The organism is Arthrobacter oryzae (assembly GCF_031454875.1).
GTDB lineage: Bacteria > Actinomycetota > Actinomycetes > Actinomycetales > Micrococcaceae > Arthrobacter > Arthrobacter oryzae_D.
Genome location: NZ_JAVDRQ010000009.1, coordinates 189084 through 204507, shown reverse-complemented (window position 1 = coordinate 204507; position 15424 = coordinate 189084). Strand labels below are relative to the sequence as shown.

General features: G+C 66.7%; 18 protein-coding genes and 1 riboswitch. Of the genes, 17 read left to right on the top strand and 1 reads right to left on the bottom strand.

What is annotated here, in order from left to right:
- The first annotated feature begins 20 nt into the window (after positions 1-20).
- The 9 genes from rpe to hisF all read left to right on the top strand — a co-directional run bounded on the left by rpe (position 21) and on the right by hisF (position 7020).
- Positions 21-713 (top strand): ribulose-phosphate 3-epimerase, encoded by a 693-nt coding sequence (rpe, locus tag J2805_RS17185; protein ID WP_309978345.1) that lies wholly within the window; start codon positions 21-23, stop codon positions 711-713.
- Positions 714-773: 60 nt separating this feature from the next.
- Positions 774-926, top strand: a riboswitch (FMN riboswitch).
- 123 nt (positions 927-1049) lie between these two features.
- Entirely contained in the window at positions 1050-2219 is a 1170-nt protein-coding gene (gene ribD, locus J2805_RS17180) for a bifunctional diaminohydroxyphosphoribosylaminopyrimidine deaminase/5-amino-6-(5-phosphoribosylamino)uracil reductase RibD (RefSeq protein ID WP_309978479.1), read from the top strand.
- The gene (locus J2805_RS17175; RefSeq protein ID WP_309978344.1) at positions 2219-2875 is read left to right on the top strand and encodes a riboflavin synthase; all 657 of its coding nucleotides are present in this window, start codon (positions 2219-2221) and stop codon (positions 2873-2875) included. The genes ribD and J2805_RS17175 overlap by 1 nt, the downstream gene beginning before the upstream one ends.
- Positions 2876-2913: 38 nt before the next feature.
- On the top strand, positions 2914-3609 hold the full coding sequence (ribB, locus tag J2805_RS17170; protein WP_396134404.1) for a 3,4-dihydroxy-2-butanone-4-phosphate synthase: 696 nt from the start codon (positions 2914-2916) through the stop codon (positions 3607-3609).
- On the top strand, positions 3606-4319 hold the full coding sequence (gene ribA / locus J2805_RS17165) for a GTP cyclohydrolase II (protein ID WP_309978342.1): 714 nt from the start codon (positions 3606-3608) through the stop codon (positions 4317-4319). The genes ribB and ribA overlap by 4 nt, the downstream gene beginning before the upstream one ends.
- A gap of 73 nt (positions 4320-4392) precedes the next feature.
- Entirely contained in the window at positions 4393-4878 is a 486-nt protein-coding gene (gene ribH, locus J2805_RS17160) for a 6,7-dimethyl-8-ribityllumazine synthase (protein ID WP_309978340.1), read from the top strand.
- A gap of 123 nt (positions 4879-5001) precedes the next feature.
- Complete coding sequence (locus J2805_RS17155; RefSeq protein WP_028270786.1) at positions 5002-5265, top strand: phosphoribosyl-ATP diphosphatase; 264 nt, start codon at positions 5002-5004, stop codon at positions 5263-5265.
- Between the two features lie 59 nt (positions 5266-5324).
- On the top strand, positions 5325-6185 hold the full coding sequence (hisG, locus tag J2805_RS17150) for an ATP phosphoribosyltransferase (RefSeq protein WP_309978338.1): 861 nt from the start codon (positions 5325-5327) through the stop codon (positions 6183-6185).
- Between the two features lie 58 nt (positions 6186-6243).
- Positions 6244-7020, top strand: a complete 777-nt coding sequence (gene hisF / locus J2805_RS17145; RefSeq protein ID WP_309978337.1) for an imidazole glycerol phosphate synthase subunit HisF — start codon at positions 6244-6246, stop codon at positions 7018-7020.
- Between the two features lie 68 nt (positions 7021-7088).
- Here the strand turns inward: hisF and J2805_RS17140 are convergent, their stop codons facing one another.
- Entirely contained in the window at positions 7089-7733 is a 645-nt protein-coding gene (locus tag J2805_RS17140) for a TIGR03085 family metal-binding protein (protein WP_309978335.1), read from the bottom strand.
- 100 nt (positions 7734-7833) lie between these two features.
- Between J2805_RS17140 and hisI the strand changes: the two genes are divergently transcribed.
- The 8 genes from hisI (at position 7834) to lgt (ending at position 15337) form a co-directional block, all read left to right on the top strand.
- On the top strand, positions 7834-8319 hold the full coding sequence (gene hisI, locus J2805_RS17135) for a phosphoribosyl-AMP cyclohydrolase (protein WP_309978334.1): 486 nt from the start codon (positions 7834-7836) through the stop codon (positions 8317-8319).
- A gap of 85 nt (positions 8320-8404) precedes the next feature.
- Positions 8405-10012, top strand: coding sequence for an anthranilate synthase component I (locus J2805_RS17130; protein WP_309978333.1), 1608 nt, complete (start codon positions 8405-8407; stop codon positions 10010-10012).
- A complete protein-coding gene (locus tag J2805_RS17125) occupies positions 10012-10707 on the top strand; it encodes a Trp biosynthesis-associated membrane protein (protein WP_309978331.1) in 696 nt (231 codons plus the stop codon). The genes J2805_RS17130 and J2805_RS17125 overlap by 1 nt, the downstream gene beginning before the upstream one ends.
- An 87-nt stretch (positions 10708-10794) precedes the next feature.
- Positions 10795-11082, top strand: a complete 288-nt coding sequence (locus J2805_RS17120) for an HGxxPAAW family protein (protein ID WP_307051088.1) — start codon at positions 10795-10797, stop codon at positions 11080-11082.
- 2 nt (positions 11083-11084) lie between these two features.
- A complete protein-coding gene (trpC, locus tag J2805_RS17115) occupies positions 11085-11903 on the top strand; it encodes an indole-3-glycerol phosphate synthase TrpC (RefSeq protein ID WP_309978329.1) in 819 nt (272 codons plus the stop codon).
- An 84-nt stretch (positions 11904-11987) separates the two neighbouring features.
- Positions 11988-13319 (top strand): tryptophan synthase subunit beta, encoded by a 1332-nt coding sequence (gene trpB, locus J2805_RS17110; RefSeq protein ID WP_309978328.1) that lies wholly within the window; start codon positions 11988-11990, stop codon positions 13317-13319.
- A complete protein-coding gene (gene trpA / locus J2805_RS17105) occupies positions 13316-14134 on the top strand; it encodes a tryptophan synthase subunit alpha (protein ID WP_309978326.1) in 819 nt (272 codons plus the stop codon). Before trpB ends, trpA begins: the two co-directional genes overlap by 4 nt.
- A gap of 3 nt (positions 14135-14137) precedes the next feature.
- Complete coding sequence (gene lgt / locus J2805_RS17100) at positions 14138-15337, top strand: prolipoprotein diacylglyceryl transferase (protein WP_309978325.1); 1200 nt, start codon at positions 14138-14140, stop codon at positions 15335-15337.
- Positions 15338-15424: the final 87 nt, after the last annotated feature.

Sequence of the window (15424 nt, the reverse complement as noted above, 5' to 3'; positions counted from 1 at the left end):
CTTCCGTGAAAGGAGCCCACATGGCTCAGTGCTGCATCAACCCCAGCATCCTCTCTGCCGACTTCGTCAACCTCGAGGCGGAACTGCGCAGAATCAGCAACGCCGATGCCGTCCACGTTGACGTCATGGACAACCACTTTGTGCCGAACCTGACCCTCGGCCTGCCGGTGGTCCAGCGCATCCAGGCCGTCAGCCCGGTCCCGCTCGATGCGCACCTGATGATCGCCGACGCGGACCGCTGGGCGCCCGCGTACGCCGACGCCGGCGTCGCCTCCGTGACGTTCCACGTCGAAGCCTCGATCGCGCCGATCAAACTGGCGCGGGAACTCCGGGCGCGCGGGGCCAAGGCCGGCATGGCGCTGCGTCCGGGGACCCCGGTGGAGCCCTACCTGGACATGCTTTCGGAGTTGGACCTCCTGCTGATCATGACGGTGGAGCCGGGATTCGGCGGGCAGTCATTCCTTGACCTGACCCTCCCCAAGATCAGGCGTGCCCGCGCCGCGATCGACGGTGCCGGCACCGGTGTGGCGCTGCAGGTGGACGGCGGCATCACCGAGGAGACGATTGTCCGCGCGGCCGAGGCCGGCGCCAACGTGTTCGTCGCAGGGTCCGCCGTGTACGGTGCGGACGATCCCGCAACGGCGATCGACCGGCTGAGGGCTGCCGGTTCGCGTCCGGTTTCGGCCGCGGTTCAGGCCGTCCCCGAATCATGACGGAGTCTGACGGGAATAGCAGGACCAGTCACTCAGTTGTGACAGAATAACAAAACACACTACGTGCTCCGGGGTCGGTGAAAGTCCGAACCGGCGGTGACAGTCCGCGACCCGCGAGCCGGCACAGGTCCTATCCAGGAGCTGTTCCGGCGGACGGTTGAACCGGTGAAATTCCGGTACCGACAGTTAAAGTCTGGATGAGAGAAGCACGTACAGCTGTTACTGCGGCGCCCCTCGGGCGGTGCGGTATTGCGCTGTCGTATACCCCCGGAGCCAACGCGGTTCTCGAGGGAAGGAACGACGAACGCTTTGACGCCGCAGACAACAGCGCCGCAGATGCCAGCACGGTTCAGCGCTGCCGAGATTGATGCCATGGAGGCCGCCCTCGTCGCGGCGCTCCAAGGCCCCCGCGGGGCAAACCCGCTCGTTGGCGCCGTCGTGGTCGGATCCGACGGCCAGCAGCTGGTGACCGGGTACCACCGCGGCGCCGGGACGGCCCACGCGGAGGCCGACGCCATTGCCCAGGCAGGCATGAAGGGCATCGACCTGACCGGGTCCACCATGGTGGTCACCCTGGAACCCTGCAACCACTGCGGCCGGACAGGGCCGTGTGCCCAGGCAATCATCGACGCCGGCATCGCTTCCGTGGTGTACGCCGTGGATGACCCCCATGATCCTGCCGCAGGCGGAGCCGCAACGCTGCGGGCCGCAGGCGTCAGCGTCCGTTCCGGACTGTCCGCCCGGGCAGCGTTCGAGCTCAACCGCAGGTGGTTTGAAGCCGTGCTCGCCAAGCGCCCCTTCGTTACCCTCCACATTGCCCAGACCCTGGACAGCCGCATCGCGGCAGCGGACGGCACCAGCCAGTGGATCTCCAGCCCGGAATCCCTCGCCGACAACCACGGACTCCGCGGCCGGGTGGATGCCATCCTGGTGGGCACGCAGACGCTCCTGGTGGACAATCCGCGGCTCACGGCCCGGGATGCTTCGGGCGAGACGGCAGGCAGCCAGCCGCTCCGGGCGGTTATGGGGCTCCGCGAAATTCCCGCCGACGCCGCCATCCACGGGGACGACGGCCGGGTGCTGCACCTGCCCACCCGTGACCCCCATGAGGCCCTGGCAAAGCTCTTCTCCGCAGGCGTCCGGCACCTCATGGTGGAAGGCGGTTCCCGGATCCTGAGCGCTTTCCTCGCCGCGGGTCTGGTGGACGAACTGATCGTCTACCTGGCGCCCACCCTGCTCGGATCCGGTACGGCAGCCCTCGGTGACCTGGGCATCACCACCTTGGCCGAGGCCCAGAACTGGGAATGGGATCCGGCATCCGGGGGAGCCGTACAGGCTCTCGGCCGGGACCTGAGGCTGCACCTCTGCCCCGGTGATCCGGCCCCGGCACCAGCAGAAACCGTTACTGCTGAAGCCGCCGATTCAGAACTTTTTCCATCCTTGAACCAAGTACCCGAATCCCTACCGCACCGCACTGGCGCGGGCACCGCCACAGGAGGCCACTGATGTTTACCGGAATTATTGCCGAACAAGGAAGGGTCCTTTCCGTCGAACGCGACGGCGACATCAGCGCCACAGTGCGCCTGCATGCTCCCGGCAGCACCGAAGGACTTGCACTCGGCGGCTCGGTGGCCGTCAACGGCGTGTGCCTGACGGCCACGGCCATTGACGGCAAGGAATTCAGCGTCGACGTTATGGGCGAGACGCTGGTCCGGAGCACCATCGGAGAGCTCGACGCCGGCGACACCGTAAACCTGGAACGCTGCGTTCCCGCCGGTGGACGGCTGGACGGACACGTTGTGCAGGGACACGTGGACGGAGTGGGTGAACTCCTCGAACGCGAAGGGCTGGGCAACTGGGACCGGCTGCGGTTCGGGGTACCGGTGCGGCTGGCACGTTACATCGCCGAGAAGGGTTCCATCGCCGTCGACGGGGTTTCCCTCACGGTCACGGCAGTCAGCGACGCCGCGGAATCCGCCCCTTGGTTCGAGGTGGGCCTTATTCCCACCACCCTGGCCGAAACCGGGCTGGGGGCGAAGAGCCCCGGCAGCAGGGTGAACCTGGAAGTTGATGTGCTGGCCAAGTACACCGAACGCCTGCTCGCCTTCGCCGGCAGCCCTGCCGCCGGTACCGCAGCAGCCGGAGCGGGGGAGTCGAAGTGAACCAGCTCAAGCACGCGCCCGAAGACCTGGGTGCCGCCCTGCCCGGCCCTTCCGTTAATGAGCCCACCGACGCCAGGACAGGGCTGGATCCCATCGAAGACGCCGTCCGTGCGATGGCTGCCGGCCGTCCGGTCCTGGTGGTGGACAACGAGGACCGCGAAAACGAAGGCGACATCATTTTCGCCGCCCAGCACGCCACCCCCGCCCTCATGGGCTGGACCGTCCGGTACAGCTCCGGGGTCATCTGCGTACCGCTTGACGGCGCCCGGGCTGACGCCCTGCTGCTTCCGCCGATGGTCGAGGTCAACGAGGATTCCAAGGGCACTGCCTACACCGTGTCCTGCGATGCCGCCGAAGGCGTGAGCACGGGGATCTCTGCAACGGACCGTGCACTCACGGCCCGTGTGCTGGCGGATCCCGGCAGCCGGCCGGCGTCAATTACCCGTCCCGGGCATGTTTTCCCGCTTCGCGCCGTTAACGGTGGAGTGCGTGAACGTCCGGGCCACACCGAAGCGGCCGTGGACCTGTGCCGGCTTGCCGGACTGGAACCGGTAGGCGTGATCGCGGAGGTTGTATACGACAACGGAGAGATGATGCGCCTGGACGGACTTCGCGGCTTCGCAGCGGAACATGGCTGCCCTTTGATCTCAATCGAGGATCTGGTGGCATACCTGGAGGCAGCGCAGACCCCCGGACAGGCAACGGTCCCGGCAGGGAGTGAGGAGATACGATGACGGCTTCAGAGGCACGAAATGAGGTCAGGGCCGAGCACGGGAACCACCCGGTGAGCGGGGGTCCCATCGTCCAGCTGCCCAGTGAGTTCGGGGAATTCGTGGCACAGGCCTGGACGGACCTGGTGACCGGTGCCGAACACCTGGCGATCAGCTCCCCCCTTCCGCCCGTCGACGGAAAAGCGCCGCTGGTGCGGCTTCACTCGGAATGCCTGACCGGAGACGTCTTTGGCTCCTACCGCTGTGACTGCGGTGAACAGCTGGCCTATGCGCTCGAAAAGATCAATGAAGAGGGCGGGACGCTGCTCTACCTGCGGGGCCACGAAGGCCGCGGAATTGGCCTGGCCAACAAGATCAAGGCATACGCCCTGCAGGAAGCCGGCTTTGACACCGTGGAAGCCAACGAGCAGCTGGGCCTGCCTGTTGACGCCCGGCGCTACAACGCTGCCGCGCAGATTCTGGCCGAGATGGGCCTCCACGACGTGCGGTTGCTGAGCAACAACCCGGACAAGCAGAACCGCTTGGCCGATGCCGGCGTCAACGTCGTGGAAATGGTTCCCACCGAAGTCCCCTCGCGTGAGCAGAACATCCGGTATCTGCAGACCAAGAAGGACCGGATGGACCACCGGCTCACCCTGGATAGCCAGGCGGGCGAGCCGGCGGCGGCCCTTCCGTCCGGCGCCCAGACTACCTTCCAGCACGAACAAGACTGATTCGCGCAAGACTGATTCGCGCAAGACTGATTCGCACCAGACTGACCAACAGAGAACCAACCAGGAGACATTAATGAGTGGACACGGCGCACCGGAGATTGACCTCACCACCCTCGATCCGGCGGAAACGTCGCAGCTGAAGCTGGCCATTGTGGCCGCCAGCTGGCACACCCAGATCATGGACGGCCTGCTGGACGGCGCCCTCCGCGCCGCGAAGGACGCCGGCATCAACGAACCCACTGTCCTGCGGGTGCCGGGCAGCTTCGAGCTCCCCGTGGCCGCCGCCCGTCTTGCCAAGCACTTCGACGCCGTCGTGGCGCTCGGTGTTGTGATCCGCGGCGGAACACCGCACTTCGAATACGTCTGCGAGGCGGCCACCATGGGCCTGACCGACGTCAGCGTCAACACCGGCGTGCCCGTTGGCTTCGGCGTGCTCACATGCGACACCGAACAGCAGGGCCTGGACCGAGCCGGCCTGCCCGGCTCCAAAGAGGACAAAGGGCACGAGGCTGTCACCGCTGCCCTGGCTACCGCCGTCATTCTGAAGCAGTACCGGTAGGAGCAGCGCCAATTCCGGCACTACTTGCTCCGGCGCCGCATTTTTGTGTGTTGCCTCACATCGGCGCCGTCATGGAACGGCCCGACAGGCGGGCGCAGGCCCGGAGCAAGTAGGCTGGAGGGCGTGAAGAATTTCGAGACGCTGTTCGCAGAACTGAGTGAGAAGGCAGCCACCCGTCCGGCAGGCTCCCGCACCGTCGCAGAATTGGAGTCCGGAGTCCACGGCATCGGCAAGAAGGTCGTGGAGGAAGCCGCCGAAGTCTGGATGGCCGCCGAATACGAATCCGATGAGGCCGCAGCCGAGGAAATCTCCCAGCTTCTCTATCACCTGCAGGTTCTGATGCTCGCCAAAGGCCTGACCCTGGAAGACGTCTACAAGCATCTGTAGCCATGCTGAGCGTGGCCGATTGCCTGTAACCAACACTTCCTAACCCAGAAAGACCCCTCATGCTGCGAGTTGCCGTCCCCAACAAGGGATCCCTGTCCGAAGCGGCTTCGGCCATGCTGTCCGAAGCCGGCTACCGCCAGCGCCGCGATACCCGCGAGCTGGTCATGGTGGACCCGGACAATGACATTGAATTCTTCTTCCTCCGCCCGCGGGACATTGCCGTGTATGTCGGGCGAGGCACCCTCGACGTCGGCATCACCGGCCGTGACCTGCTCCTCGACGCCGAGGTGGAAGCCGAAGAGCTGCTGCCGCTGGGTTTTGCCGCCTCAACGTTCCGCTTCGCCGGTCCGGTGGGCGATTTCGCCGCAGCTGAGGAGCTCGAAGGCAAGCGGCTGGCCACCAGCTACGACGGCCTCCTGCGCGGCTACCTCGCCGAACGCGGCATCAACGCCAAAGTTGTCCGCCTCGACGGTGCCGTCGAATCCTCCGTGCGGCTCGGCGTCGCGGACGCGATTGCCGACGTCGTCGAAACCGGCAACACGCTGAAGGCGGCCGGGATGGAGATCTTCGGCGAACCGATCCTCAAGTCGGAGGCGGTGCTGATCCGCCGAACCGGCCAGGAAGGTGCCGCAAACGGCACCGCCAAGGAGGTCGAGGTGCTGATCCGCCGCCTGCAGGGCGTGCTGGTCGCCCGGCAGTATGTCCTGATGGACTACGACATCCGCAAGGAACTCGTGGAGCAGGCCGCAGCGCTGACGCCCGGCCTGGAATCGCCCACGGTCTCGCCGCTGCGCGATTCGGAATGGGTTGCCGTCCGGTCCATGGTTCCCAAGAAGGAAACCAACCGCATCATGGACGAGCTCTACGACCTGGGCGCCCGCGCCATCCTGGTCAGCAGCATCCACGCCTGCCGGATCTGATCCGGGCCCGTCCAACGGCCCTCACCGAATCTTCTCCAGCGAATCTTCAGGAGCAATCATGGCTGTAGCAGTGCGCGTCATTCCGTGCCTGGACGTTGACGCCGGCCGCGTGGTCAAAGGCATCAACTTCGAAGGCCTCCGGGATGCCGGGGACCCCGTTGAACTGGCACACCGCTACGACAACGGCGGAGCCGACGAACTGACATTCCTGGACGTGACCGCGTCCTCCGGCAACCGCGAGACCACCTTCGACGTCGTCCGCCGCACCGCCGAGGAAGTCTTCATCCCGCTGACTGTCGGCGGCGGTGTCCGCGGCGTCGCCGAGGTGGACAGGCTGCTGCGCTACGGGGCGGACAAGGCCTCCATCAACACGGCTGCCGTCGCTCGGCCCGACGTGATTGACGAGATTACCCGCCACTTCGGCTCGCAGGTCCTGGTGCTCTCGGTGGATGCCCGGCGCACCCGCCCCGGATCCGAACCTACGGCGTCGGGATTTGAAGTGACCACGCACGGCGGCCGGCAGGGGACCGGCATTGACGCCATCGCCTGGGCACGCGAGGCGGCGGACCGCGGCGTCGGCGAAATCCTGCTCAACTCCATTGACGCGGACGGCACCAAGGACGGCTTCGACCTTGAACTGATCCGCCTGGTCCGCGACGCGGTCAAGGTGCCCATCATCGCCTCCGGCGGGGCGGGCAAGCCGGAGCACTTTCCGCCTGCCGTTGCCGCCGGGGCGGACGCGGTCCTCGCTGCGTCGATCTTCCACTTCGGACCGGTCGACATGATTTCGCAGGTCAAGACGGCCATCCGGGCGGCGGGCTTCGAAGTCCGCTAGCCGTCCGTGGAAAGGTCCGGTGGTTGAGCTTAGCGAAACCGGACTTTGCCCAGTGGTTGAGCCTGTTTCTAGAGCCCGACTTCGGCTGACTGCAGCAGCGCGACGGCGTCGGGCTGGCCTTCAAAGGTGACCAGCGCGTGGCGGGTCCGCCCGTGGGCGTGCATGAGGAGCTCACCGGGTTCCCCCACAATGGCCACCGACACAGGAGCACGTTTGGCGACGTGGCGGGGACCGGACGGACGCACCAGCACGATGCCCAGGTCAACACCGCGGTACAGGATGGCTGCGCGCTTGACGAGTTCGTCCCACAGGGCGTCCGAATATTCCTCGTCCAGGGCCCGCGGCGCCCAGCGGTCCACGGCACGGCGGACGTCCTCGGTGTGCACGAAGTATTCGATGAGGTTGGAGCTTTCAGCCAGTGCTTTGATCCGCAGCGGCGACATTGCCGGGGGACCGCCGCGGAAGGTGTTGACCAGCCGGGTGTAGTCCTCAGGGGTCTTGACCTTGGCGGCCAGTTTCGCGGTGGCCTCATCGGAGGCTTTGGCCAGGCTCTTGATAATGAGGCCCAGCCCGACGCCTGCCTTGCGTTCGCGCAGGTAGAGGTGCGCGGCGAGGTCACGCGTGCGCCAGCCCCGGCAGAGCGTGGGGGAGTCAGGACCGGCCGCCAACAGGGTTTCGGCCAGGACTTCTCGGGACGGATCGACGAAATGCATCACTTGTGAAACTAGCACGAGAGACGTCGAGTTGCGCAGTGGAGGTGTAGCGAATTTCGAGCTGATCGTCACACGGCGGCAAGGCACTAGACTTGGTCTGATGTCTGAGCAGCCCGCCCCCGCCCGAGTACCTATTACAGCGCCCGATGAAGGGTCCCTCCCGGCTCCCGATACTGCCCCGGTTGCTGCGCACGCCGCCGCACACGACGGCGGTGTTCTGCCCGCGGAGGTGGCGGACGCCCTCAAACGCGACAGCGCCGGCCTGGTGGCTGCCATCGTCCAGCAGTTCGACACCAACGAAGTCCTTATGCTCGGCTGGATGGACGACGAGGCGCTCCGGCGCACCATGACCACCGGGAGGGTGACGTTCTACTCCCGCTCCCGCCGGGAGTACTGGCGCAAGGGCGATACCTCCGGCCACGTGCAGTGGGTCAAGTCGGTTGCGCTCGACTGCGACGGCGACGCCCTGCTGGTCCGCGTTGACCAGGTCGGCGCGGCCTGCCACACGGGCACGCGGACGTGTTTCGACGGCCGCGGCCTGTCCGTGGTTTCCGGCGAAGCCAGCGTTGCCGGAAACGCCAGCTAGCACTTTCCGGCCCGGCAGCGGCGCAGGCGCCGGACCCACCCACCAGATTCAGGCACCACTCAAGAACAGGCGGACCACCATAGCCATGCAGGACCTTGGAATCATCAGCCCGGGCCTCGAGGAATTCCGGGAACTCGCCAGCCACAGCCGCGTCATTCCCGTCCGGCTCAAGGTGCTGGCCGACGCGGAGACGCCCATCGGGCTGTACCGGAAGCTGGCGAACGGCCAGCCCGGGACCTTCCTGATGGAGTCCGCCGCCGTGGGCGGGGCGTGGTCCCGTTATTCCTTTATCGGCGCCAAGTCCCGCGCCACCCTGACCACCAAAGACGGTCAGGCGCACTGGCTCGGCCAGCCGCCGGCCGGTGTGCCCGTTGACGGCAACCCCGTGGACGCCATCCGGGACACTGTGGAGGCGCTCCGCACCGACCGCTTCGATGGCCTGCCGCCGTTCACCTCCGGCCTGGTGGGGTTCCTCGGCTGGGAAACCGTTCGGCACTGGGAGCGGCTCACCAGCCCGCCGGAAGACGACCTGCAGCTGCCGGAGATGGCGCTGAACCTGGTCACCGACATGGCAGTGCACGACAACGTGGACGGCACTGTCCTGTTGATCGCCAACGCCATCAACTTCGACAACAGCTCCGAGCGGGTGGACGAGGCCTGGCATGACGCCGTGGCCAGGGTCAAGGCACTCCTCGCCAAGGTCAGCACGCCGGTGGAACAGCCGATTTCGGTCCTGGAACCCGCCGCGCTGGACTTTGCCTCCAGCGTGCAGGAGCGGTGGAACGAACCCGACTACCTCGCCGCGCTGGACCGCAGCAAGGAAGCGATCGTTGACGGTGAAGTATTCCAGGTGGTCATCTCCCGCCGCTTCGAGATGGAATGCGGCGCCGACCCGCTGGACGTCTACCGGGTCCTGCGGAACACCAATCCCAGCCCGTACATGTACATCTTCAGCCTGGAGGATGCCGCCGGCCGGCAGTATTCCATCGTGGGCTCTTCCCCTGAGGCCCTCGTTACGGTCACAGGCGAGGAAGTCATCACCCACCCCATCGCCGGTTCCCGTCCCCGGGGCAAGACCGTGGATGCGGACAAGGCATTCGCCGAAGAGCTCCTGGCCGACCAGAAGGAACGCGCCGAACACCTCATGCTGGTGGACCTGTCCCGCAACGACCTCTCCAAGGTGTGCATTGCGGGCACGGTGGATGTCACGCAGTTCATGGAAGTGGAGCGGTTCAGCCACATCATGCACCTGGTGTCTACGGTGGTGGGCAAGCTGGCCCCCGCCGCCAAGGCCTACGACGTCCTGAAGGCCACCTTCCCCGCCGGCACGCTCTCCGGAGCCCCCAAGCCTCGTGCGCTTCGGCTCCTGGACGAGCTGGAGCCGCACCGCCGCGGCATCTACGGCGGCGTGGTGGGCTACCTGGACTTCGCCGGCGACATGGACATGGCCATCGCCATCCGTTCCGCACTGCTCCGCGAAGGCCGGGCGTACGTCCAGGCCGGCGGCGGCATCGTGGCCGACTCGGTCAACCCCACGGAAGCCCTGGAGACCGTCAACAAGGCTGCCGCTCCGCTGCGTGCCGTGCACACGGCCGGTTCCCTGCACAACATCACCGCCGACACCGTTCCCGAGCCGGGAGGGACAGCCGGCGGAGACGCCGGCGGTCCTCCCAGCCAGAGCGAAAACCGCTGATGGGTGTCCCGGAAGACAGCGCCCAAAAGGATGGTCTCCAGGGAGGCAGCGTAGAGGACAGCTCCCAAGAACACAGCGCAGGCCGACCTGCCGCCAAGCGCACCGGAGCTCCGGTGTGGGCGCGAAAGTCCTCACTGGTGCTGATCATCGCGGCCATGGCACTGGCGGCCTTCGGCAGCACCACCCAGACGTGGCTGACCGTCCACCTTGACCCGGCCCAGCTGGGCCAGGCGGTCAACAGCCAGGACGGCCTCCAGGTGCAGGGCAGCAAGGCAGCCACGACTGTCACCGCGCTGGCGCTGGTGGCGCTGGCGGGCGGCCTGGCCGCCTCGATCGCCGGCCGGATTGCACGCTGGATCATCACCGCGATCATCGTCCTGGCCTCGGCAGGCATCGTCACCGCAGCTGTCACGGTCATGGCGGACCCGCTCGCAGCGGCCCAGGGCTCCATCGCGGCAGCCACCGGAATCACCGGGAGCAGCGTGCAGGTGAGCGTTTCCGCGTTTCCCGCACTCGCCGTCGTCGCCGGCTTCCTGCTGGGGCTCGGCGCCCTGCTGATCATCCCGGCGGGACGCTACTGGAAGACCCGGACCAAGTATGACGCCGCAGCGGCCGGCAGGGCCGGTGCCCCCGAGGGCCCTGCGGACGAGATCGACAGCTGGGACAGGCTGTCGCGCGGCGACGATCCCACCTAGGCCGGGCCGCAGCTGTCGCCGGCCGATGTCCAAGGTGCGGCCAAAAAATGGCAGAATGTAAGCAGTATTCATCCTGAGGAGATTTCCATGAGCAAAGCCACTGTTTCCGCATCCAAATCCGCTGCTGCGGAAAACGTCAACACCGGCGTCGACCACAGCGCAGACCTCGGCCACGGCAACAGCCCGGCAGCCTGGACGTGTGTGATCGTTATGCTGATCGGCGCACTTATTGCGTCCATCGCATTCGTCATCGCCAGCACGCCCATCTTCATTGCCGGCGCAGCCGTCATGGTGATCGGCCTGCTCGCCGGCTGGGTTATGCGCAAGGCCGGCTACGGCGTGGACGGCAGCAAGCTGAAGAACTCCGGCCACTAGCAGTGACTGTCCTCGATGACATCAATGCCGGTGCCCGCGAAGACTTGGAGGCCCGCCGGCGCCTGGTGTCGCTCGCTGAGCTGAAGGAACGCGCCGCAGCGGCTGCTCCCGCACGGGATGCATGGGCTGCCCTCGGCGGGGATTCCTCGCCGCGGAACCAGCTGAAGGTCATTGCCGAAATCAAGCGGCGCAGTCCTTCCAAGGGCGACCTGGCAAGCATTGCCGATCCCGCCGACCTGGCGGTCCAGTACGCCGACGGCGGAGCGTCCGTCATCAGCGTGCTCACTGAACAGCGCCGCTTCAACGGGTCCCTCGCCGACTTCGACGCCGTCCGCAAGGCGGTGGGCGTTCCGCTGCTGCGCAAGGACTTCACTGTCGACGAGTACCAGATCTGGGAAGCCCGCGCCCACGGCGCGGACCTGGTCCTGCTGATCGTGGCGTCGCTGAGCGACGCGGAGCTGCGCGACTTCAGCCAGCTCACCCGTGAGCTCGGCATGAACGCCCTGGTGGAGACGCATACGGCCGAGGAGATCGAGCGGGCCGTCGCTGCGGAGGCGCGGATCATCGGCGTCAACGTGCGCAACCTCAAGACGCTCGACGTCGACCGTTCAGTTTTCGCCTCCCTCGCCGGCAGCATCCCCCAGGAAGCTGTCATCGTTGCCGAGTCCGGCGTCCGCGACGCGGACGATGTCCGGCACTACGCCTCCAACGGCGCGAACGCCGTCCTGGTGGGCGAAGCGCTTGTGAGCGACGCAACACCGCGTGAGCGGATTGCCGAATTTACCGCTGCCGGGGCGGAAGCCATCGCAGCACGGGTCTGACGACCGGGGCGCCTGCCCGCGACAAGCTGCGGCGGGCGCCACCCGATATTTCTTAAGAAACAGTGGAACAGGATGGTGAGACCGATGGTCGACGCGCCAACGACCGGCTCTGACGAGGGCACCGCGGACGCATTTCTTGGAGGAGACCGGTCCCTGCGCCACGCGCCAGGTCCCTACTTCGGCTCCTACGGCGGGCGCTGGATGCCCGAATCCCTCATCGCAGCCCTGGATGAGCTGGAGGACACGTTCGAGAAGGCGAAGGCCGACCCGGACTTCGTCGCCCAGATCGCGGACCTGAACAAGAATTACTCCGGCCGCCCGTCCCTGCTCACCGAGGCCAAGCGCTTCGCCGAGCACGCCGGGGGAGTCCGCATCTTCCTCAAGCGCGAGGACCTCAACCACACGGGTTCGCACAAGATCAACAACGTGCTGGGGCAGGCCCTGCTGGCCAAGCGCATGGGTAAGACCCGCGTGATTGCCGAGACTGGCGCAGGCCAGCACGGCGTGGCCAGTGCCACTGCTGCGGCCCTGCTGGGACTCGAGTGCGTGGTGTACATGGGTGCCGAGGACTGCCGCCGCCAGGCGCTGAACGTGGCCCGCATGGAACTCCTGGGTGCCACCGTCATTCCCGTGACCAGCGGATCGCAGACCCTCAAGGACGCCATCAACGAGGCACTGCGCGACTGGGTGGCAAATGTCGGCCACACCCACTACCTCCTCGGCACCGCTGCCGGAGCCCACCCGTTCCCGGCCATGGTTCGGTACTTCCACGAAGTCATCGGCGAGGAGGCCCGCGCCCAGATCCTGGACCAGGCCGGCCGGCTGCCCGACGCCGTCTGTGCGTGTATCGGTGGCGGTTCCAACGCCATCGGCATCTTCCACGGCTTCCTGGACGATCCCTCCGTCAGGATCTACGGCTTCGAAGCCGGCGGCGACGGCGTCGATACCGGACGCCACGCCGCCACCATCACGCTGGGCAAGCCGGGCGTCCTCCACGGTGCGCGCTCATACCTGATGCAGGACGACGACGGCCAGACCATCGAGTCGCACTCCATCTCCGCCGGACTGGACTACCCGGGCGTCGGCCCGGAGCACTCCTACCTCGCGGACATCGGCCGCGTCAGCTACGAGCCGATCACGGACACCGAAGCGATGGACGCCTTCCGGCTCCTGTGCCGCACCGAGGGCATCATCCCCGCCATCGAATCCGCGCACGCCCTGGCCGGTGCCATCAAGGTGGGCCGGCGCCTCGCGGCCGAGGCCGGCAGTGCAGGTGAAGCCGCAGGCGACAAGATCGTGATCGTGAACCTTTCCGGCCGCGGCGACAAGGATGTGGCCACGGCCGCTGAATGGTTCGACCTGCTGGACAAGGATTCTGTAGAGGCCGAGATCGGCAAAGAGGGGGAGCAGCTGTGACCGGCGTCCAGGACATCATCAGCACCAGCAAGTCGGCAGCCGCCATCGACAAGGCACGCGCCGAAGGGCGTGCAGCCCTCATCGGTTACCTGCCTGCCGGCTACCCCGACGTGGAGCAGACCATCGCAGCCGGCATCGCGCTGGCAGAGAACGGCGCCGACCTGATCGAGATCGGGATCCCGTACTCCGACCCCGTCATGGACGGGGTGGTCATCCAGGCCGCCACCACCGAGGCCCTCGCCAAGGGATTCCACGTCCGCCAGGTCTTCGACGTAGTCCGCGGCATCACCAGCAAGACCAACGCTGCCGTTCTGGTGATGACCTACTGGAACCCCGTGATCCGGATGGGCGTGGATGAATTCTCCCGCCTCCTGGCCGAGGCCGGGGGAGCCGGACTCATCACCCCTGACCTGATTCCCGACGAAGCCGCCGAGTGGATGGCCGCCTCGGACAAGTACGGACTGGACCGCGTCTTCCTCGTGGCGCCGTCCTCCTCGCCGGAACGGATGAAGCGCACGGTGGATGCCAGCCGCGGCTTCGTCTACGCCGTGTCCATCATGGGCGTCACCGGTGCCCGCGAATCCGTCAGCAGCGCTGCCCAAGGCGTCGTGGCTGCCGCCCACGCGGCGGGAGCGGAACGCGTCTGTGTGGGGCTCGGCGTCTCCAATGCCGGCCAGGTCCGCGAGATCGCGGCCTACGCCGACGGCGTCATCGTGGGGACGGCGCTCGTCGCCGCCATCCGCGACGGCGGCGTGGAGGCTGTGGCGGCCCTAACCAAAGACCTCAGCGCCGGCCTGACCAGGGAAGAAGCCTAAACAATGCAGACTGTCCTCCACGCGGCGGCCATGCTCCCCGCCAGTATTCCGAGCCCGGACTGGTCCGGGTTCGACATTCCGCTGCCGTGGGGGTCACTGCGGATCCACGCGTACGCGCTGTGTATCCTGGCCGGAATCGTCGTTGGCCTCTGGCTCACGTCGGTCCGCTGGAACAAGCGCGGCACGCCGGAGGGCAGCCTGTGGGACATCGCCATCTGGGCCATCCCGTTCGGCATCATCGGCGGCCGTCTCTACCACGTGTTCTCGTCCCCGGACGCCTACTTCGGCCCTGGCTTCGACGGCTCAGGTGACCTCTCCCTGATCCCGCAGATCCAGCGCGGCGGGCTGGGAATCTGGGGTGCAGTCCTCCTCGGCGCCGTGGGCGCCTGGATCGGCTGCCGCCGGGCCGGGGTCAAGCTCACCGCATTCCTGGACGCGGCGGCTCCGGGGCTGCTGCTTGCCCAGGCTGTCGGGCGCTGGGGAAACTACTTTAACCAGGAACTCTTCGGCGGGCCCACCACGCTTCCGTGGGGCCTGCAGATTGACGCGGACAACGCGAACTTCCCGGCGGGAATGCCTGCCGACACGCTGTTCCACCCGACGTTCCTGTACGAATCCCTGTGGAATATCGCCGGCGTCGTGATCCTGCTGGCCCTGGACCGGAAGTTCAACTTCCGCCGCGGGCGGCTGTTCTGGATCTACGCCATGTACTACACGCTGGGCCGGGTCTGGATCGAAGCCATGCGGATCGACGACGCCGAACAGATCAGCCTCTTCGGCATCACCACCCGCCTGAACGTCTGGACCAGCATCGTGGTGTTCCTGGCGGCCCTGATCGTGTTCGTGGTGCTGGGTCTGCGCAAACGCGATGAGCCGGATTCCCCGTACCTTGCCGGTCACATTCCGGCAGAAAAGGACGGGGATACAGACGGCGAAACAGCCGCCGGGAACGGCGACGACGCCGAATTGGCAGCCGTTCCGTCCCACGGCAAAAGCATCCGGCATTCGGACAAGAGTGTCTCAGATAGTGAGTCCCGTGGTAATCTCCCAGATAACCAAAGCGGTCCGGGGCACACTTCCGCCCCAACTGAAGCGGTGACGGATTCATCTGCAGGCACCAAGCCCGTCAAGGGCTCGCCGGCAGCAGGAAACCCCGATCACCAGGACTCCGGATCCGCGCCGGACACTGACGGCACCAAGTAGTCAGTTCCGGCAACCGGGCCGCAGAGCTACCGCTCGCAGCGCCCGTTCCCACAGCGTCGTGGCACCAGGGCCCCGTACCCGTCAGCA